At 67.5% G+C, this 24,376-nt stretch carries 20 protein-coding genes; 13 read left to right on the forward strand and 7 right to left on the reverse strand.

The genetic code is table 11. The features are described from left to right. Positions 1-148: 148 nt before the first annotated feature. From XarbCFBP7408_RS03180 to rph, 6 genes are all read right to left on the reverse strand, one after another. Positions 149-496, reverse strand: a complete 348-nt coding sequence (locus tag XarbCFBP7408_RS03180; RefSeq protein ID WP_104561321.1) for a PilZ domain-containing protein — start codon at positions 494-496, stop codon at positions 149-151. Further along, positions 493-2,916 (reverse strand): DUF1631 domain-containing protein, encoded by a 2,424-nt coding sequence (locus XarbCFBP7408_RS03185; RefSeq protein WP_104561323.1) that lies wholly within the window; start codon positions 2,914-2,916, stop codon positions 493-495. The genes XarbCFBP7408_RS03180 and XarbCFBP7408_RS03185 overlap by 4 nt, the downstream gene beginning before the upstream one ends. Positions 2,917-3,138: 222 nt before the next feature. Then, a complete protein-coding gene (hemW, locus tag XarbCFBP7408_RS03190) occupies positions 3,139-4,296 on the reverse strand; it encodes a radical SAM family heme chaperone HemW (protein ID WP_104561325.1) in 1,158 nt (385 codons plus the stop codon). A 16-nt stretch (positions 4,297-4,312) separates the two neighbouring features. Further along, positions 4,313-4,912, reverse strand: a complete 600-nt coding sequence (gene rdgB, locus XarbCFBP7408_RS03195) for an RdgB/HAM1 family non-canonical purine NTP pyrophosphatase (RefSeq protein ID WP_181106172.1) — start codon at positions 4,910-4,912, stop codon at positions 4,313-4,315. Next, positions 4,909-5,301, reverse strand: coding sequence for a VOC family protein (locus XarbCFBP7408_RS03200; RefSeq protein ID WP_104561329.1), 393 nt, complete (start codon positions 5,299-5,301; stop codon positions 4,909-4,911). Before XarbCFBP7408_RS03200 ends, rdgB begins: the two co-directional genes overlap by 4 nt. Beyond that, a complete protein-coding gene (gene rph, locus XarbCFBP7408_RS03205; protein WP_104561331.1) occupies positions 5,298-6,023 on the reverse strand; it encodes a ribonuclease PH in 726 nt (241 codons plus the stop codon). The genes XarbCFBP7408_RS03200 and rph overlap by 4 nt, the downstream gene beginning before the upstream one ends. Before the next feature lie 108 nt (positions 6,024-6,131). Between rph and XarbCFBP7408_RS03210 the strand changes: the two genes are divergently transcribed. The 4 genes from XarbCFBP7408_RS03210 (at position 6,132) to XarbCFBP7408_RS03225 (ending at position 10,442) form a co-directional block, all read left to right on the forward strand. Beyond that, positions 6,132-6,992, forward strand: a complete 861-nt coding sequence (locus XarbCFBP7408_RS03210; protein ID WP_104561333.1) for a YicC/YloC family endoribonuclease — start codon at positions 6,132-6,134, stop codon at positions 6,990-6,992. A 112-nt stretch (positions 6,993-7,104) separates the two neighbouring features. After that, positions 7,105-7,716, forward strand: coding sequence for a guanylate kinase (gene gmk, locus XarbCFBP7408_RS03215; RefSeq protein WP_104561335.1), 612 nt, complete (start codon positions 7,105-7,107; stop codon positions 7,714-7,716). Positions 7,717-7,843: 127 nt separating this feature from the next. Further along, the gene (gene rpoZ / locus XarbCFBP7408_RS03220) at positions 7,844-8,143 is read left to right on the forward strand and encodes a DNA-directed RNA polymerase subunit omega (RefSeq protein ID WP_002812428.1); all 300 of its coding nucleotides are present in this window, start codon (positions 7,844-7,846) and stop codon (positions 8,141-8,143) included. A gap of 127 nt (positions 8,144-8,270) precedes the next feature. Next, the gene (locus XarbCFBP7408_RS03225; RefSeq protein ID WP_104561337.1) at positions 8,271-10,442 is read left to right on the forward strand and encodes a RelA/SpoT family protein; all 2,172 of its coding nucleotides are present in this window, start codon (positions 8,271-8,273) and stop codon (positions 10,440-10,442) included. A gap of 196 nt (positions 10,443-10,638) precedes the next feature. On the opposite strand, the gene XarbCFBP7408_RS03230 is transcribed toward XarbCFBP7408_RS03225, so the two are convergent. After that, positions 10,639-11,508 (reverse strand): LysR family transcriptional regulator, encoded by an 870-nt coding sequence (locus XarbCFBP7408_RS03230; RefSeq protein WP_104561386.1) that lies wholly within the window; start codon positions 11,506-11,508, stop codon positions 10,639-10,641. Between the two features lie 296 nt (positions 11,509-11,804). Here XarbCFBP7408_RS03230 and kdgD point away from each other — a divergent pair, with 296 nt between their 5' ends. The 9 genes from kdgD to XarbCFBP7408_RS03275 all read left to right on the forward strand — a co-directional run bounded on the left by kdgD (position 11,805) and on the right by XarbCFBP7408_RS03275 (position 24,356). Next, positions 11,805-12,722: a 5-dehydro-4-deoxyglucarate dehydratase gene (gene kdgD / locus XarbCFBP7408_RS03235; protein WP_104561339.1), complete on the forward strand. Its 918-nt coding sequence runs from the start codon at positions 11,805-11,807 to the stop codon at positions 12,720-12,722. Beyond that, positions 12,722-14,302: an aldehyde dehydrogenase (NADP(+)) gene (locus XarbCFBP7408_RS03240; RefSeq protein WP_104561341.1), complete on the forward strand. Its 1,581-nt coding sequence runs from the start codon at positions 12,722-12,724 to the stop codon at positions 14,300-14,302. The genes kdgD and XarbCFBP7408_RS03240 overlap by 1 nt, the downstream gene beginning before the upstream one ends. Before the next feature lie 116 nt (positions 14,303-14,418). Then, positions 14,419-15,813, forward strand: a complete 1,395-nt coding sequence (locus tag XarbCFBP7408_RS03245; RefSeq protein WP_308632290.1) for an MFS transporter — start codon at positions 14,419-14,421, stop codon at positions 15,811-15,813. A 19-nt stretch (positions 15,814-15,832) separates the two neighbouring features. Then, positions 15,833-17,188: a glucarate dehydratase gene (gene gudD / locus XarbCFBP7408_RS03250; RefSeq protein WP_104561343.1), complete on the forward strand. Its 1,356-nt coding sequence runs from the start codon at positions 15,833-15,835 to the stop codon at positions 17,186-17,188. 76 nt (positions 17,189-17,264) lie between these two features. After that, on the forward strand, positions 17,265-18,536 hold the full coding sequence (locus XarbCFBP7408_RS03255) for an OprD family porin (RefSeq protein ID WP_104561344.1): 1,272 nt from the start codon (positions 17,265-17,267) through the stop codon (positions 18,534-18,536). A gap of 37 nt (positions 18,537-18,573) precedes the next feature. Further along, a complete protein-coding gene (gene garD, locus XarbCFBP7408_RS03260) occupies positions 18,574-20,115 on the forward strand; it encodes a galactarate dehydratase (protein ID WP_104561346.1) in 1,542 nt (513 codons plus the stop codon). Between the two features lie 616 nt (positions 20,116-20,731). Beyond that, positions 20,732-21,112, forward strand: a complete 381-nt coding sequence (locus tag XarbCFBP7408_RS03265) for a RidA family protein (protein ID WP_024938123.1) — start codon at positions 20,732-20,734, stop codon at positions 21,110-21,112. 29 nt (positions 21,113-21,141) lie between these two features. Continuing rightward, a complete protein-coding gene (gene recG, locus XarbCFBP7408_RS03270) occupies positions 21,142-23,286 on the forward strand; it encodes an ATP-dependent DNA helicase RecG (protein WP_104561348.1) in 2,145 nt (714 codons plus the stop codon). 131 nt (positions 23,287-23,417) lie between these two features. Next, positions 23,418-24,356, forward strand: coding sequence for a nucleoside hydrolase (locus XarbCFBP7408_RS03275; protein WP_104561350.1), 939 nt, complete (start codon positions 23,418-23,420; stop codon positions 24,354-24,356). The last annotated feature ends 20 nt before the right edge of the window (positions 24,357-24,376 follow it).

Consider the following 24,376-nt stretch of genomic DNA (forward strand, 5'->3'; position numbering starts at 1 on the left):
GACGTGTCGTGGACACTTGAGTATGCCTTGCGGGGGGCCGGTGAACCGGACAGGTGTCTACATACTCAGAACCGCCGTGTGTACGAGTGGTACACGCCGATTCCCAGCACTGGCCTGCCGGTGGGCGCAGTCGTTTTGATAGTCACTCTCAGCCGGCCATGTGCTCTTCGGCGATCCAGGCGCGCAGGCGCAGGCGATGCGGCTCGGACATGCTCAGGAACCGAAAGCCGGCCCAGGCCTGGCCGGGCGCGTGCGCCGCATCCGACCACAGCAGGTGCACGCCGACATCGATCTCGGTGGCGCGGCCGATGCGCTCGGGCAGGCTGAAGCGCAATTGATACAGGGCGTCGTCATGCAGCGGAACCGAGGCCAGCAGCAGCATGCCGGTTTCGGACACGTTGCCGACGCGGCCGATCTGCGCCTCGCTGAGCATGTCGATGACCGGCACCAGGTCGCTGGGCTGGCGGCGCGGCGCGCGGCGGGTGTCCTGGATCATGGGCAAGCCTCTGCAGGGGAATGGCCGGCCAGACTGCGCAGGGTCCGCACGGTGGCGTGCCAGGCGCGATCGATCAGCCGCGATTTTTCTTCCACCAGCAGCCGCGCCTGGCCACTGGCCATCAGCCTTGCTAGGCCGTCGAGCGAGTGGTCGCCCACCTTTTGCCCGCGTTGATTGACGAACAGCGCGTTGCCGGTCATCGGGCTGTACCAGGACAGCCGTTGCCGGCGCAGGTCGCCCTGCTGGTTGATCACGAACTCGAACCAGCTGCCGAACGGCAGGCTGCGCAGCTGCATGTAGCAGGCTTCTTCGGCCGGCGAACGCGGGCCGGCGACGTCCTTGCGCGGTGCGCTGTCGCCCTGGTCGCCCAGCCGCGAGCGCGCCTTGAGCCTGGCGGCGAGCTCGGTGCGCGAGGTCATCTCGTCCTCGCCGCCCGGCGTGGACAGGCGCCGCGCAATCGCCGCCGCTTCATCGTGGTGATAGCCGACCTGCAGCAGTGCGGTTTCGATCTCGCTGCCGAGCGCGATGTCGGCAGGTTGCCCCTTGCCACGGCAGGTGACTTCGGCGATGCGCGCGGTCAGGGCCTGGCGCTCGTCCCATTCGGGCGATTGCTCGCCCTGGCGCAGCAGCGTCAGCGTCAGCACGTCCGACCATGCCTGACGCAGCAGCGCCTGCACGAAGCGTGGCGGGACGCTCTGCTCGCACAGCTGCTCGATGCGCGCCCCGGCCTGCTGCTTGGCCGACTCCAGCCGCTCCTTGCCGCGCGCCGCATCCACATGGCGGCGCTCGGCGAGGTCGGCCCTGCGCGCCAATGTGCGCAGATGCGCCTGGATATCGTCGTTGGCCGCGGCGAACACGGCCTCGTCGCCCTGGTAGTCGTTGACGACCTTGTCCACCGCGCTGCCCAGCTTGTGCAGCAGCTGCGGGTCGACATCGTCGTCGCCCAGCCAGACCGCGCCGGACTCGGCCACGGTGTTGAGCAATTCGCGCACCGGGTGCTGGTCGCGCACGAAGAAATGCGTATCGGCCAAGGCCGCGCGCACCACCGGCACCTGCAACTTGGCGAGCATGGCCTGCGCCGGGGTATGCTCGCGCACGTCGCGTTGCATCTGCGCGTAGAGCAGGCCGAGCAGATCGAAGGTGTCGGTGTCCTGCGGCGACAGCGCGGCGTCGGGGCCGTGTTGCGCCCGCAGCAACGCCAGCAGCTGGCGCTGCACCGCATCGATGCCGGTGGGCTGCGCCGCCGCCGCTGCCTGTGTCGCCAGCGGTGCCTGCAGGCTGGCCAGTGCGTCGCTGACGGCGGCGTTGGGCACGGCCGTGGAGGCGAGCCGGGGAGATGCTTTTTCGGGTATTGCCTGCGCGCTGGTCGCAGGCGCTGCGCCGTGATTTGCAGAGCTTTGATTCGCAGCTAGACCTACGTTGCCGGTCGCCTGCGACCGGCGCGCCGACGACATCAGGCTGCCCAGCGCCTGCACTGCATCGCTCAGGGCAGGTGTCGCCTGCCCACCGTAGGTCGCCGCTGCCAGTGTCATCGGCATGGCGGGCGGATCCAGCAGGGCGCTCTGCCACGGTGTCGGTGCCGCTTGCCCGCTCCAGCCGGTTGCAGGCCGCCCGTTGCGCGGCGGCAGCGCGCGTGTGCTGGCGGCCGCAGCATCCTTCGCTGCGGTGGCGGCTGCAGGCGCCGCGCGCCGCGTCTGCACCTGGGTGGGCTTGACCAGGTACGGGTGATAGATCAGACCCGGCAGGATGCCTTCCTGCGCGAGCGTGCCGTTGGCGCGCTCGTACAGATCGTTCAAACGCTCGATGACCTGACGCTCGAACACGCGGTACAGCGTCAGCTGCCCATCCAGGCTCAGTCCCAGCGTCTCGCCGCACTGGCGCAGCACGCGGCACAAGGCGTACGGGCCCAGCGGCACTGCTTCCAGTTCGAACTCGGCCACCGCGCCGATCACCGCCACCCGCTGCGCCAGCAATTGCAGCGCATCGGCGCGGCGGGAGGTTTCGCGGCGCGCGATCTCGCTGAGCACGATATCGCGATCGATATCGGTGTCCTCCACCAGGGTGAGCATCTGCGGATGCGCTGAGGCATCGGCTGCTGGCATCAGCGACGGGCGATCGCGCAGCGTGGCCAGGTCCTGCGCCAGCTGCTGCAGGAACGCCTGCGGAAACCGATCGATGTGGTCGCGCAGGTCACGTGTCTGCGCATAGGTTTCGGCCTGGATCTGGCTGTTGCGGGCATGCTCGGCCTGATGCAGCAGCTCGCGTTCCAGCTCGACGATGGTCAGCCGCAGCGGCCCGCTGAGCGCCTGCACGCAATGCGCGTGCAGCGCGGCGAGCAGGCGCCGCCCGCGCGCGGAAACCGGCGCATCGGCGATCGGGCCGCTGAGCGTGTGCTGCAGGGAGGAGGCGGGAGTGGACATCCGGGGGAGGCGGGCTCGGTGCGAGGCGTGAGCTATGTAGCATGTTTTCCCGCCGGGCAGCGACCGCGCGGGCGCAAGACGCGCCTTGCCAGCTACGGTCGCCACCCTGACGCGGACGGCGCGCGTGGCGCGGCTCGCTGGATCTGCGCGCCAATGCCGTCGCGTGCGCTATCGATCACAGCGTGGCGTGCTGGCTGCTGTGCCGCCACGCGATCGCCGCGCTCAGCCCAGAAACAGCTCGACCACGTCATTGGTGAAGCGGCGGCCCAGCTCGGTCGGCACCACGCGTCCGTCCTGCGCGGTCATCCAGCCTTGCGCGATCGCACGCGCCACGGGCAACTCGATGACCGACGCGGCCAGGCCGGTGGAGACTTCGAAGTCGCGCAGGGCGAAGCCCTCGTGCAGGCGCAGCAGGTTGAGCATGTATTCGAACGGCAGCCGCTCGCGCGGCACGATCTCGTCGCCGCCGATCGATGCCGCACTGCCGGCGCTGGCCAGGTAACTCTGCGGGTGCTTGTGCTTCCAGCGTCGCAGCACATGCTGTTCGGCGCCGGAACTGATCTTGCCATGCGCCCCGGCGCCGATGCCCAGGTAATCGCCAAAGCGCCAGTAATTGAGATTGTGCGCGCATTGCCGCCCGGGCCTGGCGTAGGCGCTCACTTCGTACTGCGCGTAGCCGGCCTCGGCCAGCAGGCGCTGGCAATGCTCCTGCATGTCCCAGGCCGCATCGTCGTCGGGAATGCCCTTGGGCGGCCGCGCGAAGAACACCGTGTTCGGCTCCAGCGTGAGCTGGTAATGCGACAGGTGGGTGGGCTGCAGCGCGAAGGCGCGTTCGAGATCGCGCTCGGCCTGTGCCAGGGTCTGCTCGGGCAGCGCGTACATCAGGTCGATATTGAAATTGTCGTAGCCGGCGTCCTGCGCCAGCTTGATCGCACGCTCGGCCTCGGCACTGTCGTGGATGCGACCCAGCCGCTGCAGCGCCACATCGTCGAAGGTCTGCACGCCGAAGCTCAGGCGGTTCACGCCGGCGGCGCGATAGCCGTCGAAGCGGCCATGTTCGGCGGTGCCTGGATTGGTTTCCAGGGTGATCTCCAGATTCGGTGCAAAGCGCAGCCGCGCGGCCGCCGCCTGCAGAAACCGCTCGATGGCCTGGGGCGGAAACAGGCTCGGCGTGCCGCCGCCGAAGAACACCGAATGCACCACGCGCCCCCACACCAGCGGCAGGTCCGCATCCAGGTCGCGGATCAACGCATCCACGTAGTCCTCGAACGGCAGCACGCCCTTGGCCGCATGCGAGTTGAAATCGCAGTACGGGCATTTGCGCACGCACCAGGGCAGGTGCACGTAAAGCGACAGCGGCGATGGAATCAGGTCGGGCACTGCATCAGGCCATGGTTCACAGCGACAGGGCGTGCAGCTTGTGCTGCAGCGTGGCCAGCGCCACCGCACGGTGGCTCAGCCGGTTCTTCAGCGCGGTATCCATCTCCGCAGCGGTCAGGCCATGCACCGGATCCAGGAACACCGGGTTGTAGCCAAAGCCGCCCGTGCCGCGTGGTTCGGTGGTGATCACCCCTTCCCAGCTGCCTTCGGCGATCAGCGGCTGCGGATCTTGCGGATGACGCAGCAGCACGATCACCGCGTAAAACCGCGCGCTGCGGCGCTCGGCCGGCACGGCGCGCATGGCGTCGAGCAGCTTGGCGTTGTTGGCCTGGGCATCGGTCGGGCTGCCGGCATAGCGCGCGCTGTACAGGCCGGGTGCGCCGCCGAGCGCATCGACGATCAGGCCGGAGTCGTCGGCCAGTGCCGGCAGGCCGGTGACCGCGCTGGCATGGCGTGCCTTGATCAAGGCGTTCTCGACGAAGGTCAGGCCGGTTTCCGGCACATCGTCCACGCCGAGTTCGCCTTGCGCCACGATGCGCAGCGGCAGGTCGGCGAGCATGGCGCGCAGTTCTTCCAGCTTGCCGGCGTTGCCGCTGGCCAGGACCAGTTGTTTCATTGCTTGGGCTCCAGCAGGTCCCACTTGGTGCCGTACAGATCGCGAAACACCACGACCGTGCCGTACGGTTCCTCGCGCGGGGTTTCCAGGAATTCCACCCCGAACGCCTGCATCGCCGCATGGTCGCGCCAGAAGTCGTCGGTGTAGAGGAAATGATCCACCCGCCCACCGGTCTGGTCGCCGATGCGCGCGCGTTGCGCGGCGTCGGCCGGCTGCGCGAGCAGCAAGCCGGCGTCCTGCGCACCGCCCGGGCCGATCACTAGCCAGCGCTTGCCGTCATCGAGCGGGCGATCCTGCAGCACCTGGAAACCCAGCGCGCCGGTGTACCAGGCAATCGCCGCGTCATAGTCGGCAACCAGCAAGGTGGTCAGGGCGATACGACGGCTCATCCGGCCAGCGCAGCGCGTTGCAGGGCGAACAGCTCGCCCATGCCCCTTTCGGCGAGTGCGAGCAGCGCATTGAGTTCGTCGCGACGGAAGGCGTGGCCTTCGGCGGTGCCCTGCAGCTCGATGAAGCCGCCACCGTCATTCATCACCACATTCATGTCGGTGTCGCAGTCGCTGTCTTCCGGGTAGTCCAGATCCAGCACCGGCTCGCCGCGATAGATGCCCACCGACACCGCCGCCACCGCGCCGATCAGCGGATGCTTCTTGATGTCGCCACGCTTGAGCAGCAGGTTCACCGCATCGGCCAGCGCCACGTAGGCGCCGGTGATCGCGGCGGTGCGGGTGCCGCCATCGGCCTGCAGCACGTCGCAGTCCAGGGTGATGGTGCGCTCGCCCAGCGCATTGCGATCCACGCAGGCGCGCAGTGCGCGGCCGATCAGGCGCTGGATTTCCAGCGTGCGTCCGCCCTGCTTGCCACGTGCGGCTTCGCGGTCGGAGCGGGTGTGGGTGGAGCGCGGCAACATGCCGTATTCGGCGGTCACCCAGCCTTCGCCCTTGCCGCGCAGGAACCCCGGCACGCGGTTTTCCACGCTGGCGGTGCACAGCACGCGGGTATCGCCGAAGCTGACCAGCACCGAGCCTTCGGCGTGACGGGTGAAGGCGCGTTCGATGCGCACCGGGCGCAGCTGGTCGGCCGTGCGGCCGCTGGGACGGGAAAAGGTCATGCGATGAGTCCGGAAGTCGGGAGGTGGTCTGGGTCGGCGCGTGGCGGGGCGGTCAGCCAGCGCGGGCCGCTAGGGTACCATTCGCGCTTTGAAGGCACGGGACTGACGATGATTCGAAGCATGACCGCGTTTGCGGGTGGCGAACGCATCACGCCCTGGGGCACGCTCGGCTGCGAGCTGCGCTCGGTCAACCATCGGTTTCTGGAAGTGGGCGTGCGCCTGCCCGAAGAATTGCGTGCGCTGGAGCCGCTGCTGCGCGAGCGCGTGGCGGCGAAAAACAGCCGCGGCAAGCTGGATCTGGCGCTGCGCCTGCGCGCGCCGGACAACGCGCAGACCCTGGCCGTGAACGAATCGCTGCTGCAGGAACTGGGCGCACTGGCCACGCGCCTTGATGGACTGTTCCCCAAGCTGCAGGTCGGCTTCACCGAGTTGTTGCAGCTGCCCGGCGTGCTGCAGGTGCAGGACGTGGACGCACCGGCGTTGCAGGCGCAGGCCCTGGCACTGCTGGACGAGGTGGTGGACAGTTTCGTCGCCGCGCGCGAGCGCGAAGGCGGCAAGCTGGCCGATGCGATCAGCGAGCGGGTCGATGCGATCGAACGCATCGCCGCCGAGGTGCGCACGCTGATTCCGGTCATCCGCGAAGGGCAGCGCGCCAAGCTGGCCGCCCGCCTGGCCGATCTGCCGCATCCGGTGGACCCGGGGCGCGCCGAGCAGGAACTGGTGCTGTGGCTGCAGAAGCTGGACGTGGACGAAGAACTCGACCGCCTGTCCAGCCACATCGCCGAGATCCGCCGCGTGCTCCGGCAGCGCGAGCCGGTCGGCCGCCGCCTGGACTTCCTGCTGCAGGAATTCAACCGCGAGGCCAATACGCTGGGCTCCAAGTCGGTGGACAGCCGCACCTCCAACGCCGCGGTGGATCTGAAGGTGCTGATCGACCAGATCCGCGAGCAGGTGCAGAACATCGAGTAGCCGGGAATAGGCAATCGGGAATGGGGAATCGTCAAAGCGGGTACGATTCACCCTCGGCCTGCTTGCTTGGCGCGGTGCCCCATTCCCCATTCCCGACTCTCTATTCCCCAAAATGCGCGGCACCCTCTATATCGTTGCGGCCCCTTCCGGCGCCGGCAAGAGCAGCATCGTCAACGCCACCCTGGCGCGCGACCCCAAGATCGCCCTGTCGATCTCGTTCACCTCGCGCGCGCCGCGGCCGGGCGAGCGGCATGCCGAGCACTACCATTTCGTCTCCGCCGACGAGTTCCAGGGCATGATCGAAGCCGGCGACTTCTTCGAGTACGCGCTGGTGCATGGCGACTGGAAGGGCACCGCGCGGCAGTCGGTGGAGCCGCAGCTGGCCGCAGGTCACGACGTGCTGCTGGAGATCGACTGGCAGGGTGCGCGCCAGGTGCGCCAGAAGGTGCCCGACGCGGTCAGCGTGTTCATCCTGCCGCCGTCGCGCCAGGCGCTGGACGAGCGCATGCGCAAGCGCGGCCAGGACAGCGAGAACGTGATGGCGCAGCGTCTGGCCGCTGCCCGCGAAGAGATGTCGCATTTCGAGGAGTTCGATTACGTCATCGTCAACGAGACCTTCGACACCGCTGTCTCGGAGATGTGCGCGATCTTCACCGCCAGCCGGCTGCGCCGGCAGGCGCAACAGCAACGGCATGCGGAGTTGATCCGGGCCTTGCTGGACTGAACGGCTCAAATCCCTGATTCCAAAGGAAACTGAATACGCCCAGGTTGCCGTGACGGCGGCGCGGGCGTACACTCCGCCCCCTTTCCCTCATTCGATGCGCGGCCGCTACCGGTCGCCGGGAGCCCGCATGGCCCGCATTACCGTAGAAGATTGCCTGGAAGTCGTGAACAACCGTTTCGAGCTGGTCATGATGGCGTCCAAGCGCGCCCGTCAGCTCGCCAACGGCGTGCAGCCGTTGATCGAAAATGCCGACGCCAGCGACAAGCCCACCGTGATGGCATTGCGCGAGATCGCCGCACGCCGGATCGACAACGCGCTGATCGACGAAGTCGAGAAGGCCGAGCGCGAGCGTGCCGAACGCGAGGCGCTGGAATGGGCGGCCGCCGAAGTGGTCGCCGACGAAGACATGTCCAAGAACGACGATTGATCGTTCGCATCGCTGCGATCGATCTGAACAGCCCGCCACGCGCGGGCTGTTTTCGTTTCAGGCCCGCGTTGTCGCCCGCGGTGTGCAAACGTTTGCCGTGACTGCGCTGCTGGCATAGTCTTCCGGCATGAACCCAGGCCCCACTGCCCAGGCGACCGTCGTGACGTCTCCGTCTCCCGACCAGGCCATTCCCGACTACGTCCTGCACCTCGAGCGCGCGGCCAGCTACCTTCCCAAGGAGCAGCTGCCGATCCTGCGGCGTGCCTGGGAAGTCGGTGCGACGGCGCATGCCGGCCAGACCCGCAAGTCCGGCGAGCCCTATATCACCCATCCGGTGGCCGTTGCCGGCGTACTCGCCGAGCTCGGCCTGGACATGGAATCGCTGATCGCCGCGATCCTGCACGACACCATCGAAGACACCCCGCTGACGCGCGAAGAGCTGGCGTCGGAATTCGGCGAAGCGGTGGCCGAGCTGGTCGATGGCGTCACCAAGCTGGACAAGCTCAAGTTCCGCGACCGCCAGGAAGCGGCGGCGGAGAGCTTCCGCAAGATGCTGCTGGCGATGTCGCGCGACCTGCGCGTGATCATGATCAAGCTGGCCGACCGGCTGCACAACATGCGCACGCTCGGCGCGCAGAGCAGCGAGGCGCGCAGCCGCATCGCGCGCGAAACGCTGGAAATCTACGCGCCGATCGCCCAGCGCCTGGGCATGAGCCTGATCAAGTCCGAACTGCAGAACCTGGGCTTCCGCGCGCTGTACCCGTGGCGTCACGCCATCCTCGAAAAACATATCCGCAGCCAGCCGGTGGTGCGGCGCGAATCGATGGCGCAGGTGGAAGTGCAGCTGTCGCAGCGGCTGGCCAAGGAAGGGCTGGAGCATCGCCTGGTCAGCCGCATCAAGACGCCCTGGAGCATCTATTCCAAGATGCACGAAGAGAACAAATCCTTCGACCAGGTAATGGATGTGTTCGGCTTCCGCCTGGTGGTGCGCTCGGTGGCCGATTGCTATCACGCACTCGGCGCGGTGCATGCCACCTTCAAGCCGCTGGACGGGCGCTTCCGCGACTTTATCGCCATCCCCAAGGCCAATGGCTATCAGTCGCTGCACACCGTGTTGTTCGGGCCGTACGGCTCGCCGATCGAGGTGCAGATCCGCACCGAGGAGATGGACCTGATCGCCGAACGCGGCGTGGCCGCGCACTGGACCTACAAGGTGGGCTCGGCCTCGCCCAACAGCGCGCAGAGCCGTGCGCACGACTGGATCGTGGAACTGATCGACTCGCAGCGCGCGGCAGGCTCGTCGCTGGAGTTCCTGGACAACGTCAAGGTCGACCTGTTCCCGGACGAGGTCTATCTGTTCACGCCCAAGGGCAAGATCCTGGCGCTGCCGCGCAACTCCACCGCGCTGGACTTCGCCTACGCGGTGCATACCGACGTGGGCAACCGCGCCGTGGCTTCGCGGGTGGACAAGAAGCTGGTGCCGCTGCGCACCAAGCTGGCCAGCGGCCAGGCGGTGGAAATCATCACCGCGCGTTCGGCCACGCCCAAGCCGCAGTGGCTGGAGTTCGTGGTCAGCAGCAAGGCGCGTACCGCGATCCGCCACCAGCTCAAGCAGCTCGAGCACGAAGACGCCGTGCAGCTCGGCCACCGCATGCTCGATCGCGCGCTGGAAGCGATGGACAGCTCGCTGGAGCGGCTGCCCAAGGGCCGCCTGGACGCCTTCCTCACCGAGCATCGCTATCCACGCCTGGAAGCCTTGCTGGCCGATGTGGCGCTGGGCAACTGGATGCCGACCCAGGCCGCGCAGGCGCTGATGGCCTACGCCGAATTGCGCGGCGGCGGCCACTCCAAGCACTCGCACGAAAAGATCCTGATCGACGGCAGCGAACGCGGCGTGATCAGCTTCGCCAACTGTTGCCAGCCGATTCCCGGCGACGAAATCATGGGGTACCACACCGCCGGCAAGGGCATCGTGGTGCACCGCCTGGACTGCCCGAACCTGGCCGAGCTGCGCAAATCGCCCGAACGCTGGGTACCGATCGATTGGGATTCCAGCGTGACCGGCGACTACGACACCGCGCTGGTGGTCGAAGTGGAAAACCGCACCGGCGTGCTCGCCCAGCTGGCCGCAGCGATCGCGCAGAGCCAGTCCAATATCGAGCGCGTGGATTACCTGGACCGCGATTTCAACGCGGCGGTGCTGCGCTTCAACATCCAGGTCCGCGACCGCCGCCATCTGGCCGAAGTGATGCGCCGGCTGCGGCGGCTGCATGTGGTGCAGAGCGTGGGGCGGCAGTAAGCGCGACTGCTGCCTGCGCGTTGGCAGCAGCAGGCGGCCTCGCCACAGCTCGACACCTTGATCGTATACGCAGCAACCGCTGCGCGCACGTGGCACATGCTGCAGCAAGCAGCGCCCGCGCCAGCCTGTCGATGCGTGCAGTCGTTTCGTCAGCCGCTCAGGGTTGCTGGCAATGAACCGACGCTTCGATCGACGCTCAGGCAATCAACCGTTGTAGCGCGGGGTTGTCGTTGTCCTGCTTCCATACCAGATGCAGCTCCACCGGCGTGGCCGGTGGCTCATCGCGCAGCGGCAGGTACACGATGCCGGCGTAGCGCAGGCCGCTGGCGCCTTCGGGCACCAAGGCCATGCCCATGCCGCCGCGCACCAGCGCCAGCACCGAATGGATCTGGCTGACGTATTGCACCGAGCGCGGTGCGATGCCACGGCTGCCGAACAATTGCGCCAGCAGGTCATAGAAATAGCGCGCTTCGTCGGGTGCGTAATTGACCAGCGGCTGCCCGTCGAAATCCTGCAGGCGCAGGCTGTCGCGCTGCGCCAGTGGCGAGTCTTCGGGCAGTGCGGCGATCAGCGGTTCGCGTGCCACGCAGCGGCTGTGCAGGCCCTGGCGCTGGATCGGCGGACGCAACAGGCCGATGTCCAGCCGCCCTGCATCCAGCGCATCCAGCTGCGCCAGGCTGACCATTTCCTTGAGCTGCAGGTCCACATCCGGCGCCTCGTTGCGCCAACGCGCAATGGCCTCGGGCAGGAAGCGATAACTGGCCCCTGCGGTAAAACCCACCGACACGCTGCCGGCATCGCCGGTGCCGATGCGGCGCGCGCGCAGGCCGGCATTCTCGGCCATGCGCAGGATCGCGCGCGCTTCGGCCAGCAGGCTGCGCCCGGCCTGGGTCAGCCGCACGTGACGGCTATTGCGCTCCAGCAATGCGGTGCCGACGCTGTGCTCCAACAGTTGAATCTGCCGGCTGAGTGGCGGCTGGGTCATGTTCAAACGCTCGGCCGCGCGCCGGAAGTGCAGTTCGTCGGCGACGGCCACGAAGCAACGAAGTTGCTGCAGATCGAACATGGTGAAGGTCTCGCAGGGCAAAAACCGCAGAAGTGATGCTGCACCCGCAACATCCGTAGCCGGCGCGCGCTGGTGAGTAGGCGCATGCCGAGTTGCCGAGCGACTGACGGGCGCAACCGTTGATAATTACAGAGCGTCGAAAAAAGCGTTGCAAAGCAGTCATTTGCGGTGCATTGACGCGACGTGTGACGCGGTTGATCCAACTGATGTATCAAACGATACGTCCTTTGGTTTGGACCAGCAACGATCTGCCGCCCCAGGATCACTCGCATCCCCCGCCCAGGAGCGTTTGCCCAATGAGCAGCAGATACACACCGACCGAACTGGCCCAGGCGCTTGGCTCCGGTCTGTTGTCGTTTCCGGTTACCCATTTCGATGCCGATCTGGCCTTCGATGAGCCCGCATACCGCAGCAATCTGGACTGGCTGTCCTCGCATCCGGCGGCCGGCCTGTTTGCCGCCGGCGGCACCGGTGAACTGTTTTCGCTGACGCTGGACGAAGTGAACCGCGCGGTGCGTGCGGCAGTGACCCAGACTGCCGGGCGCATGCCGGTGATCGCGCCGGCCGGCTACGGCACTGCCATTGCGATCGAGATGGCGCAGGCCGCCGAGCGCAACGATGCCGACGGCATCCTGCTGTTTCCGCCCTACCTGACCGAGTGCGATGCCGACGGCGTGGCCGACCATGTCGAGCGCGTCTGCAAGGCGACCGCGCTGGGCGTGATCGTCTACGGCCGCGCCAACGCAAAACTGGACGATGTGACGCTGGCGCGCGTGGCCGAACGCTGCGCGAATCTGGTGGGCTACAAGGACGGCATCGGCGATGTGGATCGCATGACCCGCATCTATGCGCGGCTGGGCGACCGGCTGCTGTACGTGGGCGGCCTGCCCACCGCCGAAACCTTCGCGCTGCCGTATCTGGAAATGGGCGTTACCACGTATTCGTCGGCCATCTTCAATTTCCTCCCGGAATGGGCGCTGGCGTTTTACGCCGCCGTGCGCGCACGCGACCACGCCACCATCTACCGCGAGCTCAACGACTTCGTGTTGCCGTATACGGTGTTGCGCAATCGCCGCGCCGGCTACGCGGTGTCCATCGTCAAGGCCGGCATGCGTGCGGTCGGCCGCCCGGCCGGGCCGGTGCGCACGCCGCTGGCCGATCTGACCGAGGCCGAATCCGCACACCTCAAGCAACTGATCGGAGGACGCCGCTGATGCATGCCATCCAGGGTGAATCGTTGATCGGGCAGCGCTGCGTGCAAGGCGCCGGTGCGCACTTTCATGCGGTGGATGCGGCCAGTGGCGAGTCGCTGCAGCCGGCATTCGGTTCTGTCACCGCGCAGGATCTGGAGCAGGCCTGTGCGCTGGCGCAGTCGGCATTCGATCGCTACCGCGACACCTCGCTGGAGGTGCGCGCCGGCTTTCTGGAGACCATTGCCGAGCAGATCCTGGCGCTGGGCGATGCCTTGATCGAACGCGCCATGCGCGAAAGCGGCCTGCCGCGCGCGCGTCTGGAAGGCGAGCGCGGTCGCACCGTGGGCCAACTGCGGCTGTTCGCCAACGTGGTGCGCGAAGGCAGCTGGCTGCGGCCGCGCATCGATCCCGCGCTGCCGCAGCGCACCCCGCTGCCGCGTGCGGATCTGCGCCAGCGGCATATCGCGTTGGGGCCGGTGGCGGTATTCGGCGCGAGCAACTTCCCGCTGGCGTTTTCGGTGGCCGGCGGCGACACGGTGTCGGCATTGGCAGCCGGTTGTCCGGTGGTGGTGAAGGCGCATGGCGCACATCCCGGCACCTCGGAACTGGTGGGCCGCGCGATCCAGGCGGCGGTGGCGCAGTGCGGCTTGCCCGAGGGCGTGTTCTCGCTGCTGTTCGACGCCGGGATCGGAATCGGCGCGCAGCTGGTGGGCGATGCACGCATCAAGGCGGTGGGCTTCACCGGTTCGCGTGGCGGCGGCATGGCATTGGTCAGGATTGCGGCCGCACGCCGCGAGCCGATTCCGGTGTATGCGGAAATGAGTGCGATCAATCCGGTGTACCTGTTGCCGCATGCGCTGCAGGCGCGCGCGCCCGCACTGGGCAAGGCCTTCGTTGGTTCGCTGACCCTGGGCGCGGGGCAGTTCTGCACCAACCCCGGCCTGCTGCTGGCCATCGATTCGCCTGCGCTGGATGCGTTTATCGCCTCCGTCACGCACACGCTGCAGGAGGTGTCTCCGGCCGCCATGCTGACGGCAGGCATCGGCCAGGCCTATGCGCAAGGCGTGCAACGTCTGGCCGCACATCCGCAGGTCGCCACGCTGGCGCGCGGCGCAGCCTCGGCAGCGGAGCGCTGCCCGGCTGCGCTGTTCGGCACCGACGCCGATGCCTTCCTGGCCGATGAAGCGCTGCAGGCCGAAGTCTTCGGTGCGTCGTCGTTGCTGGTCCGTTGCAGGGATATCGCCCAGTTGCGCGCGCTGAGCGAGCACCTGGAAGGCCAGCTCACCGCCACCTTGCACATGGACGATGGCGATACCGAACTGGCGGCCGCGTTGCTGCCGGTACTGGAGCGCAAGGCCGGGCGCATCCTGGTCAACGACTGGCCCACCGGCGTGGAGGTCTGCCACGCGATGGTGCATGGCGGCCCGTTCCCGGCCACCTCCGACAGCCGCAGTACCTCGGTCGGCACCTTGGCGATCGATCGCTTCCTGCGCCCGGTCTGCTACCAGGATCTGCCGGCAGCGCTGCTGCCTGCGGCGGTGGCCAACGGCAATCCACTCGGACTATGGCGACGCGTCGACGGCGCGCTGGGGCACGACTGACGACCGCAGCGGCAACCATGCCTGGGGCGTGCCGGAGGAGGGTCCGGTACGCCATCTGCAGGCGCCATTTGGAGTACCGAAGCGCACTGCGCTTCCATCGTCATAGGTGAGGAACGATGATGGCTATCGATTCAAAAACGGTCGGTTCAACGACAGTCGCCGCACCGACAGTTCCGCGCCGGCGTTACCTGATCCTGCTGATGTTGTTCGTGGTGACCACGATCAACTATGCCGATCGCGCCACCTTGTCCATTGCCGGTTCCGCGGTCCAGGATGCGCTGGGCATCGACGCGCTGCAGATGGGCTTCATTTTCTCCGCGTTCGGCTGGGCGTATGTCGCCGGGCAGATCCCCGGTGGCTGGTTGCTCGATCGCTTCGGCTCGCGGCGTGTGTACGGATTGTCGTTGCTGGTCTGGTCGTTGTTCACCGCCTTGCAGGGATTCATCGGCTGGGTGCCGGTGACCTGGGCAGTGACCACCTTGTTCGTGCTGCGCTTTCTGGTGGGTATCGCCGAAGCGCCGTCGTTCCCGGGCAACAGCCGCATCGTGGCGGCCTGGTTCCCCACCGCCGAGCGCGGACTGGCCGCCTCCATCTTCAATTCCGCACAGTACTTCGCCACCGTGGCGTTTGCGCCGCTGATGGGCTGGTTGGTGCATGCCTGGGGCTGGGAACATGTGTTCCTGGTGATGGGCGGCGTGGGCGTGCTGCTGGCGCTGCTGTGGCGCAAGACCATCTATGCCCCGCGCGAGCATCCGCGCCTGTCTGCGCAGGAACTGGACTACATCCAGCGCAATGGCGCGTTGGTGGACATGGAGCAGGGCAACAAACCCGGCAGTCAGCCCAAGGGCACGCAGTGGCATTACGCCAAGCAGTTGCTGTGCAACCGCATGTTGCTGGGCGTGTACATCGGCCAGTACTGCATCACCACGCTGACGTATTTCTTCCTGACCTGGTTCCCGGTTTACCTGGTCAAGGAGCGCGGCATGTCGATCCTGGAAGCGGGCTTCGTGGCCTCGTTGCCGGCGGTGTGCGGCTTCGTCGGCGGCGTGCTGGGCGGCTATGTGTCCGACCGCATGGTGCGGCGCGGCTATTCGCTCACCGTCTCGCGCAAGACGCCGATCGTGGTCGGCATGCTGATGTCGGTGACGATGATCGGCTGCAACTACGTGCAGGCCGAATGGATGGTGGTGGGGCTGATGGCGTTGGCGTTCTTCGGCAAGGGCATCGGCGCGCTGGGCTGGGCGGTGGTGGCCGATACCTCGCCCAAGGAAATCGCCGGCCTGTCCGGTGGCCTGTTCAACACCTTCGGCAACATTGCCGGCATCACCACGCCGATCGTCATCGGCTACATCGTTTCCACCACCGGCACCTTCGAATGGGCGCTGGTCTTCGTCGGGTTCAACGCCCTGCTGGCGGTGGTGTCCTATCTGTTCGTGGTCGGGCAGATCAAGCGCGTGGAGCTGAAGGCCCCCCCGGGCGGCCCGGCCGCGGCTGTGCCCGCATCACATTGACCGTCCTAGGAGATTCCTGATGAACATCCATACGTCTGCTGCACGCATCGGCGCCATGCCGCGCATTACCGACGTGCGCGTGGTGCCGGTGGCCGGCCAGGACAGCATGCTGCTCAACCTCAGCGGCGCACACGCGCCGTACTTCACTCGCAATGTGGTGGTGCTGCGCGATTCGTCCGGGCGCACCGGCGTGGGCGAGGTGCCCGGCGGCGAGGCCATCGCTGGCCTGTTGAACGAGGCGGCCGCGCTGATCCGCGACCGTTCGATCGCCGACTACCAGCGCATCCTCAATCAGGTGCGCACCGCCTTCGCCGACCGCGACAGCGCCGGACGCGGCCTGCAGACCTTCGATCTGCGCATTACCATCCATGCGGTGACCGCCATCGAAGCGGCGTTGCTGGATCTGCTGGGGCAATTTCTCGATCAACCGGTCGCCGCGCTGCTCGGCGAAGGCCAGCAGCGCGATGCGGTGGACGTGCTGGGCTATCTGTTCTTCATCGGTGACCGCCGCAAGACCGGGCTCGATTACCGCGATGGCAGCGCTGCAGGCGATGCCTGGGAAGCGGTGCGCGACCAGGAAGCCTTGACCCCGGCGGCGGTGGTGCGACTGGCCGAAGCGGCGTACGAAAAATACGGCTTTCGCGATTTCAAGCTCAAGGGCGGCGTGCTGCGCGGCGAAGACGAGATCGAGGCGATCCACGCGCTGCATGCACGCTTTCCGCAGGCGCGCATCACCCTCGACCCCAATGGTGCGTGGTCGCTGCAGGAGGCCATTGCGCTGTGCCGCGACATGCATGGCGTGATGGCCTACGCCGAGGACCCGTGCGGGGCCGAGCAGGGCTATTCCGGCCGCGAGGTCATGGCCGAATTTCGTCGCGCCACCGGCCTGCCCACTGCCACCAACATGATCGCCACCGACTGGCGCCAGATGGGCCATGCCATCCAGTTGCAGTCGGTGGACATCCCGCTGGCCGACCCGCATTTCTGGACGCTGCAGGGCTCGGTGCGGGTGGCGCAACTGTGCCGCGACTGGGGCCTGACCTGGGGCTCGCATTCCAACAACCACTTCGACATTTCGCTGGCGATGTTCACCCATGTGGCCGCCGCAGCGCCGGGACAGGTGACGGCGATCGATACGCACTGGATCTGGCAGGACGGCCAACGTCTGACCCGCAACCCGTTGCAGATCGCCGGCGGCCAGATAACGGTGCCGGCCAAGCCCGGCCTGGGCGTGGAGCTGGACATGGACGCGCTGGAAGCGGCGCATCGCACCTATCAAGGTCTGAGCCTGGGCGCACGCGACGATGCCGCCGCGATGCAGGCCTTGATCCCCAACTGGACCTTCGACAACAAGCGGCCGTGCCTGGTGCGTTGAAGCGTCCCGATACCTGCTGCCGGAGCCCCGGCGGCAGGGCATGACCGCGCGTTCGCCACAGGTGGAGAACCGAGCAATGAAAAGCATGATGGCAATCAGCGGCGCCGCGCTGCTGGCGGTCGGCGCGGCCGGGCGTGCGCGTGCGCAACAACCCGATGAGGGGTTCTGGAATGGCGCTACGGCCGAGATCACTGCACTGAACTTCTATTACAACCGCGACTTCCGCAGTGGCGAAGGGCAGGGCAAGCGGGCCGAATGGGCGCAGGGCTTCGTGGTGGATGCCAAGAGCGGCTACACCGCCGGGCCGGTGGGTGCCGGACTGGATCTGCTCGGCATCGGCGACTTCAAACTCGATGGCGTGCGCGCCGAAGGCGGCACCGGCCTGCTTCCCAACAACGACGACGGCAGCGCGCGGCATGCATTGGTGCGGGTGGCGCCCACGCTCAAGCTGCGCGCCTGGCAAACCGAACTGAAATGGGGCAGCTTCATTCCCAACGAACCGCTGGTGCGCGCCAGCATCACCCGCATCATGCCGGAGACGTTTCAGGGCGTGACCCTGGAATCCAAGGATGTGCCCAAGCTCGACCTGCTGCTCGCACGCTTCACCAGCGCCTGGTACCGCGACGGCGATTCGCGCGTGCCGATCACCCTGACCAACAAGAACCGTCGCTTCTTAGGCACGCCGGATTCGGATGCGTTCAATCTGGTGTCGGCGACCTACACGCTGGACCCGAGCACCCAGCTGCGCTACCAGGGTGCCGTGATGGAAGACATCTACCGCCAGCAGCTCTACAACCTGATCCAGACCCACATGTTCGGCAAGGATCGCCTGCGCGTGGACCTGCGTTATTTCCGCACCGACGACGTCGGCCAGTCGCGCGCCGGCCCGATCGACAACCGCATGTTCAGCAGCATGGTGTCCTGGCGCACGGGCGGGCACGAATTCGGCGCCGGCTATCAACGCCTGTCCGGCCCCAGCGCCATGCCCTGGCCGGGCGGTACCGACGGCAACGTCTTCAACTGGACCTTCATCAACGACTTTCTCGAACGCGGCGAACGCAGCTGGCAGCTGCGTTACGGCATCGATGGCGAGAGCATCGGCATTCCCGGCCTCAGCGTCATGGCGCGCTACATCAGCGGCGACAAGGCGCGCCCGGCCACCTCTGCCGGCGGAGGTCGCGAGTGGGCCCGCGATGTCTTGACCACCTACCAATTCCAGAGCGAGCGCTTCAAGCATCTGAGCCTGATCTGGTTCAACGGCACCTTCCGCTCCAATTACCAGCGCAATGTCGATGAAAACCGCTTGATCCTGCAGTACCGGCGTCAGTTCGACAGCCCCGGCCGGTAATGCATTCCATCCCCATGTTCTGCAAGGTGACCCCCTGATGTCCGCAACCCCGCACGCCATGCCCTGGCTCAGCATCCGCGCCCATGCGCGCGACAACGTCGCCATTGTCGTCAACGATGGCGGTGCGCCCGCCGGTGCCGGTTTCCCGGATGGGGTGACTGCCATCGAGCATATTCCGCAGGGGCACAAGATGGCGCTGGTGGAGTTGCCCGCCGGCGCGCCGGTGATCCGCCTGGGCGCGGTGATCGGCACCGCCAACGCCGGCATCGCACGCGGCGCCTGGGTCAGCGAACAACTGCTGGCGATGCCCGAAGCGCCCGAACTGGCCACACTGGATCTGTCGCTGCAGCCGGCGCCCGCACCCGAGCCCTTGGATGGCTACACCTTCCAGGGCTACCGCAACCGTGATGGCAGTGTCGGCACGCGCAACATCCTGGGCATCATGACCAGCGTGCAGTGCGTGGTCGGCGTGCTCGGCCACGCGGTGGAGCGCATCCGCACCGAGCTGCTGCCCAGGTATCCCAATGTCGACGATGTGGTGGCGATCAATCACGTCTACGGTTGCGGCGTGGCGATCACCGCGCCGGAGGCCATCATCCCCATCCGCACGCTGCGCAATATCGCGCGCAGCCCCAACTTCGGCGGGCAGGCGCTGATCGTGGGCCTGGGCTGCGAGAAACTCGCGCCCGAGCGCCTGCTGCCGGACGATGCCAGCGCCGACGACAGCGGCGTCTACCGCCTGCAGGAAGCCAGCCTGGGCTTTGCCGACATGGTCGGTTCGATCATGGCCATGGCCGAAGACCGCCTGCGCCATCTGGACCTGCGCCGCCGCGAAACCGTGCCAGCCAGCGAGCTGGTGGTCGGCATGCAATGCGGCGGCAGCGATGCATTCTCTGGCGTCACCGCCAACCCGGGCCTGGGCGTGGCCGCCGACCTGCTGGTGCGTGCCGGCGCCACGGTGATGTTCTCGGAAAATACCGAAGTACGCGATGGCATCCATCTGCTGGTGCCGCGCGCGGCCAATGCCGATGTCGCCAGGGCGCTGGTACGCGAAATGGCCTGGTACGACGCCTATCTGGCGCGCGGCCAGGCCGACCGCAGCGCCAACACCACCCCGGGCAACAAGAAGGGCGGGCTGGCCAACATCGTGGAGAAGGCGATGGGCTCGATCGCCAAGTCCGGCTCCTCGGCGATCAACGGCGTGGTGCCGCCCGGCGAGCGGGTCAAGGGGCGCGGGCTGCAGTACTGCGCCACCCCGGCCAGCGATTTCGTCTGCGGCACGCTGCAGGTGGCTGCCGGCATGAACCTGCATGTGTTCACCACCGGGCGCGGTACCCCGTACGGCCTGGGCATGGTGCCGGTGATCAAGATCGCCACCCGCAGCGAGCTGGCGCAGCGCTGGTCCGACCTGATGGACATCGACGCCGGCGGCGTGGCCACCGGCGCCAAGACGCTGGAAGAACTGGGTTGGGAATTGTTCCAGCGCTACCTGGACGTGGCCAGCGGCCAACGCACCTGGACCGAGCAGCATCGCCTGCACAACGACCTGGCGTTGTTCAATCCGGCGCCGATCACCTAGTCCTCCGGTTTTTTCCGCAGTTGCGGGCCGCTAGCTGGCGCAGTGCTCAGGACGACTGTTGCGCCGCCACGCAGGGGGCGATGTTTCCGAGTCGGTAGGAACGATGCGGCGCTGCACGTCTCTCGGTGTCGTGACCGCCCCCGTGCGTCGTGACGACCCCGCGCCACAGGTCGCACCCCCGGAGCATCGCGCGCCGCAGCGCTGCCGCACCACAGCGCAACGCACTTGGCGTGGCTTCGCCCGGACCCTCACCCCAAGCCTCTTCCGCAGGAGAGGGGCCAGCGTTTCCAGCAGAAGAGGCAAGCTTCCAGCAGAAGAGGGGCGCGCCGTTTCCTTCTCCCCTCGGGAGAAGGTGCCCCGTAGGGGCGGATGAGGGGACGTGCGCAGCCTCGTGCTCCGTCGCGCGGCCTCCAGCGGCGCACGCGCACAGCCTCACCAATGCCATCGCGCGCGCGCAGGCAGACACCAACCCATTGCAAGATGCCCAGCCCACCGGGCAACACGCCGCTACGCCGGCGGCCAACGCCTGCGCGCCGTCACCGCCCACGCCCCATTCGCCCGTCAACGGCAGGCGCCGATACAATGCGCGTTCGTTTTCAGTGTTGATGGAGTCGCCATGTCCCAGATCATCCATACCGACCAGGCGCCTGCCGCCATTGGCCCGTATTCGCAGGCCGTGCGTGCCGGCAACACGGTGTATTTCTCCGGGCAGATCCCGCTGGATCCGGCCACCGGCGAGATCGTGCCGGGCGATGTCGGCGTGCAGGCACGCCGCGCGTTCGACAACCTCAAGGCGGTGGCCGAAGCCGCCGGCGGCTCGCTCGACAAGATCGTGCGGCTGGGCCTGTACCTCACCGATCTGGGCCAGTTCGCCGCCGTCAACGCGGTGATGCAGGAGTATTTCCAGGCCCCGTTCCCGGCGCGTTCGACCATCGAAGTCTCCGGCCTGCCCAAGGGCGCCGGCTTCGAGGTCGATGCGGTGATGGTGCTCGACTGATCCAGCTCGGCTGATCCGAGCGCCCTGCCGTGCCGCGCGCAGCGACCCTCACCCCACGCCTGGCCGTCGCAGGCCAGGCTTCGCTTGCCAGCCTGCCCGGCGTCGGCCCCAAGGTTGCCGAGAAGTTCGCTGCGCGCGGCATCTTGACGCTGCAGGATCTGTGGCTGCATCTGCCGTTGCGCTACGAAGACCGCACCCGGCTGACCACGATCGCGCAGTTGCAGAGCGGCGTGCCGGCGCAGATCGAAGGGCGTGTGGATGCGGTGGAGCGCGGCTTCCGTTACCGGCCGGTGTTGCGGGTGGCGGTCTCGGACGCGTCGCATGGTAGCGTGGTGCTGCGCTTCTTCCATTTCCGCGCCGCCCAGGTCGCGCAGTTCGCACCGGGCACGCGGCTGCGGGTGTTCGGCACGCCCAAGCCGGGACAGAACGGCTGGGAAATCGTGCACCCCAGTTACCGCGTGCTGGCACCGGGCGAGGAGGCCGGGCTGGGCGACAGCCTGGATCCGGTCTATCCGGTGCTGGAAGGCGTTGGCCCGGCCACGTTGCGCAAACTCATCGGCCAGGCGCTGGAGCGCTTGCCGGCCGAGGCCGCGCTGGAATTGCTGCCGCCGCATTGGCTGCAGGACGAACAACTACCGTCGCTGCGCAGCGCGCTGCTGACCATGCATCGCCCGCCGGTGAACACCGACCCGCAGCAACTGCTCGCAGGCGGGCATCCGGCCCAGCAGCGTTTGGCGATCGAAGAACTGCTGGCGCATCAGCTCAGCCTGCGTCGCCAGCGCATCGCCTTGCAGCGCTTCCGCGCACCGCTGCTGCCTGGCAACGGCACCCTGGTGCGGCAACTGCGCGCGGCATTGCCGTTCCAGCTTACCGGTGCGCAGCAGCGCGTGTTCGCGCAGATTGCCCGCGACCTGGCAAAACCGTCGCCGATGCTTAGGCTGGTGCAGGGCGATGTCGGCAGCGGCAAGACCGTGGTCGCCGCATTGGCGGCGATGCTGGCGGTGGAGCAGGGCAAGCAGGTCGCACTGGCCGCGCCGACCGAACTGCTGGCCGAGCAGCACCTGACCAATCTGCGTGGCTGGCTGGAACCGCTGGGCGTGCGCATCGTCTGGCTGGCCGGCAAGGTCACCGGCAAGGCGCGCGCCGCGGCGATGGCCGAGGTGGCCTCCGGCCAGGCGCAGGTGGTGGTCGGCACGCACGCCTTGATGCAGGAAGCGGTGGTCTTCCACGATCTGGCGCTGGCCATCATCGACGAGCAGCACCGCTTCGGCGTGCACCAGCGCCTGGCCTTGCGCGACAAGGGCGCGGCCGCCGGCAGCGTGCCGCATCAGCTGGTGATGACCGCCACGCCGATCCCGCGCACCCTGGCGATGTCCGCCTATGCGGATCTGGATGTCTCGGCCATCGACGAACTGCCGCCCGGGCGCACGCCGGTGCAGACCATCGTGCTCAGTGCCGAGCGTCGGCCGGACCTGGTCGAGCGCATCCGCGCCGCCTGCGCCGAAGGGCGCCAGGCATACTGGGTCTGCACCTTGATCGAAGAAAGCGAAGAGCCCGGCAAGGGCGCGCCCGGTGGCCCGCCAAGGATCGAGGCCCAGGCGGCGGAGGCCACCTTCGACGCGCTGTCCGCGCAATTGCCCGGCGTGCGCGTGGCGCTGGTGCACGGGCGCATGAAAGCGGCGGAAAAACAGAAGGCGATGCTGGATTTCAAGCAGGGCCATACCGATCTGCTGGTCGCCACCACGGTGATCGAGGTCGGCGTGGACGTGCCCAATGCCTCGCTGATGATCATCGAGAATGCCGAGCGGCTGGGTCTGGCGCAGTTGCATCAGTTGCGCGGCCGGGTCGGTCGCGGCGCGGCCGCGTCCAGCTGCGTGCTGCTGTATCAGGCCCCGTTGTCGATGATGGCGCGGCAACGCCTGGAAACCATGCGCCAGACCAACGACGGCTTCGTGATCGCAGAAAAGGATCTGGAGCTGCGCGGTCCTGGCGAATTGCTGGGCACGCGGCAGACCGGCCTGGCCAGTTTCCGTATCGCCGGTCTCACCCGCGACGCCGGGCTGCTGCCGCGCGTGCAGGTGCTCGCCGAGCGGCTGCTGGCCGAAGCGCCGGACATTGCCGACCGCGTGGTCGCGCGCTGGATCGGCAGCGCGGTGCGGTATGCCGCTGCTTGAGCGGCGGGGATTGGGGATTCGGGATTGGGGATTCGTCAAAGCCAGGTCGCTGCGATCTGCATGGGTAACCGATTCGCGTGCCTCGCCGATCCTTGCGAAGATGCGGCAACGAATCCCGAATCCCGAATCACATGACAAAAAAGATACCGCTGCTGATCGACACCGACCCGGGCGTGGACGACGCGCTGGCCTTGCTGATGGCCTTCAACGACACCCGGCATGAGGTCGTTGGGCTGACCATCGCCGCCGGCAACGTGGGCCTGGAGCACACCGTGCGCAACGCCTTGAAAGTCTGCGAGATTGCCGGGCGCGACGATGTGCCGGTCTATGCGGGCTGTCCGCAGCCGCTGCTGCATCCCTCGGTGGACGCGGCACATGTGCATGGCATCGACGGCTTTGGCGATGTCGGCCTGGCGCCGGCCAAGCGCACTGCCGAGACCGAGCACGCCGCGCTGGCCATCCTGCGCCTGTCGCACGAATACGCCGGCGAACTGCTGCTGGTCGCGCTCGGTCCGCTGACCAATCTGGCCCTGGCCCTGACGCTGGATCCGACCCTGCCGCAGCGCGTGGCGCGGCTGGTGGTGATGGGCGGGGCGCTGACCGGGCACGGCAACATCACCGCCGCGGCCGAATTCAACATCGGCTTCGACCCGGAAGCGGCACATCTGGTGTTCCGCGGTTTTCCGCAGTTCGACCTGGCCGACTGGGAAGCCACCATCGCGCACGGCCTGCTGCATCGCGATGTCCAGCAATGGCTGGCGGCCGACTCCGCGCAGGCGCGGTTCTACGAGGAAATCTCGCGCAAGACCCGGCTGTGGTCCGAAGACAGCCGTGGCGAGCACTGGTACGCCGCCGACGCGCTGGCGATGGCGTTCGCGCTGCATCCGGAGGGCGCGCAGCGGCTGGAACAGCGGCCGGTGCAGATCGAGCTGACCGGTACCCACACCCGCGGCATGACCCTGGTGGACTGGGAGCGCCGGGATGGCAACCCCGACAACGCCAAGCTGCTGCTCGACTACGATCGCCAACGATTCTTCGGCCTGGTCGCGGCGGCGTTGGCGGCAGGCTAGGGCAATCTTGCGCCGGGCGT

It is taken from the genome of Xanthomonas arboricola pv. guizotiae (genome assembly GCF_002940205.1).
Lineage (GTDB): Bacteria > Pseudomonadota > Gammaproteobacteria > Xanthomonadales > Xanthomonadaceae > Xanthomonas > Xanthomonas arboricola_C.

Excerpts from the sequence above, each read along its gene's own strand:
- kdgD (WP_104561339.1), top strand. The coding sequence starts at position 11,805 with ATGAGCAGCAGATACACACCGACCGAACTGGCCCAGGCGCTTGGCTCC.
- XarbCFBP7408_RS03275 (WP_104561350.1), top strand. The coding sequence starts at position 23,418 with ATGACAAAAAAGATACCGCTGCTGATCGACACCGACCCGGGCGTGGAC.
- gudD (WP_104561343.1), top strand. The coding sequence starts at position 15,833 with ATGAACATCCATACGTCTGCTGCACGCATCGGCGCCATGCCGCGCATT.
- rdgB (WP_181106172.1), bottom strand. The coding sequence starts at position 4,912 with ATGAAACAACTGGTCCTGGCCAGCGGCAACGCCGGCAAGCTGGAAGAA.
- garD (WP_104561346.1), top strand. The coding sequence starts at position 18,574 with ATGTCCGCAACCCCGCACGCCATGCCCTGGCTCAGCATCCGCGCCCAT.
- XarbCFBP7408_RS03265 (WP_024938123.1), top strand. The coding sequence starts at position 20,732 with ATGTCCCAGATCATCCATACCGACCAGGCGCCTGCCGCCATTGGCCCG.
- XarbCFBP7408_RS03200 (WP_104561329.1), bottom strand. The coding sequence starts at position 5,301 with ATGAGCCGTCGTATCGCCCTGACCACCTTGCTGGTTGCCGACTATGAC.
- XarbCFBP7408_RS03255 (WP_104561344.1), top strand. The coding sequence starts at position 17,265 with ATGAAAAGCATGATGGCAATCAGCGGCGCCGCGCTGCTGGCGGTCGGC.
- XarbCFBP7408_RS03240 (WP_104561341.1), top strand. The coding sequence starts at position 12,722 with ATGCATGCCATCCAGGGTGAATCGTTGATCGGGCAGCGCTGCGTGCAA.
- rpoZ (WP_002812428.1), top strand. The coding sequence starts at position 7,844 with ATGGCCCGCATTACCGTAGAAGATTGCCTGGAAGTCGTGAACAACCGT.
- XarbCFBP7408_RS03225 (WP_104561337.1), top strand. The coding sequence starts at position 8,271 with ATGAACCCAGGCCCCACTGCCCAGGCGACCGTCGTGACGTCTCCGTCT.
- rph (WP_104561331.1), bottom strand. The coding sequence starts at position 6,023 with ATGACCTTTTCCCGTCCCAGCGGCCGCACGGCCGACCAGCTGCGCCCG.
- XarbCFBP7408_RS03185 (WP_104561323.1), bottom strand. The coding sequence starts at position 2,916 with ATGTCCACTCCCGCCTCCTCCCTGCAGCACACGCTCAGCGGCCCGATC.
- XarbCFBP7408_RS03245 (WP_308632290.1), top strand. The coding sequence starts at position 14,419 with ATGATGGCTATCGATTCAAAAACGGTCGGTTCAACGACAGTCGCCGCA.
- XarbCFBP7408_RS03180 (WP_104561321.1), bottom strand. The coding sequence starts at position 496 with ATGATCCAGGACACCCGCCGCGCGCCGCGCCGCCAGCCCAGCGACCTG.
- gmk (WP_104561335.1), top strand. The coding sequence starts at position 7,105 with ATGCGCGGCACCCTCTATATCGTTGCGGCCCCTTCCGGCGCCGGCAAG.
- XarbCFBP7408_RS03210 (WP_104561333.1), top strand. The coding sequence starts at position 6,132 with ATGATTCGAAGCATGACCGCGTTTGCGGGTGGCGAACGCATCACGCCC.
- XarbCFBP7408_RS03230 (WP_104561386.1), bottom strand. The coding sequence starts at position 11,508 with ATGTTCGATCTGCAGCAACTTCGTTGCTTCGTGGCCGTCGCCGACGAA.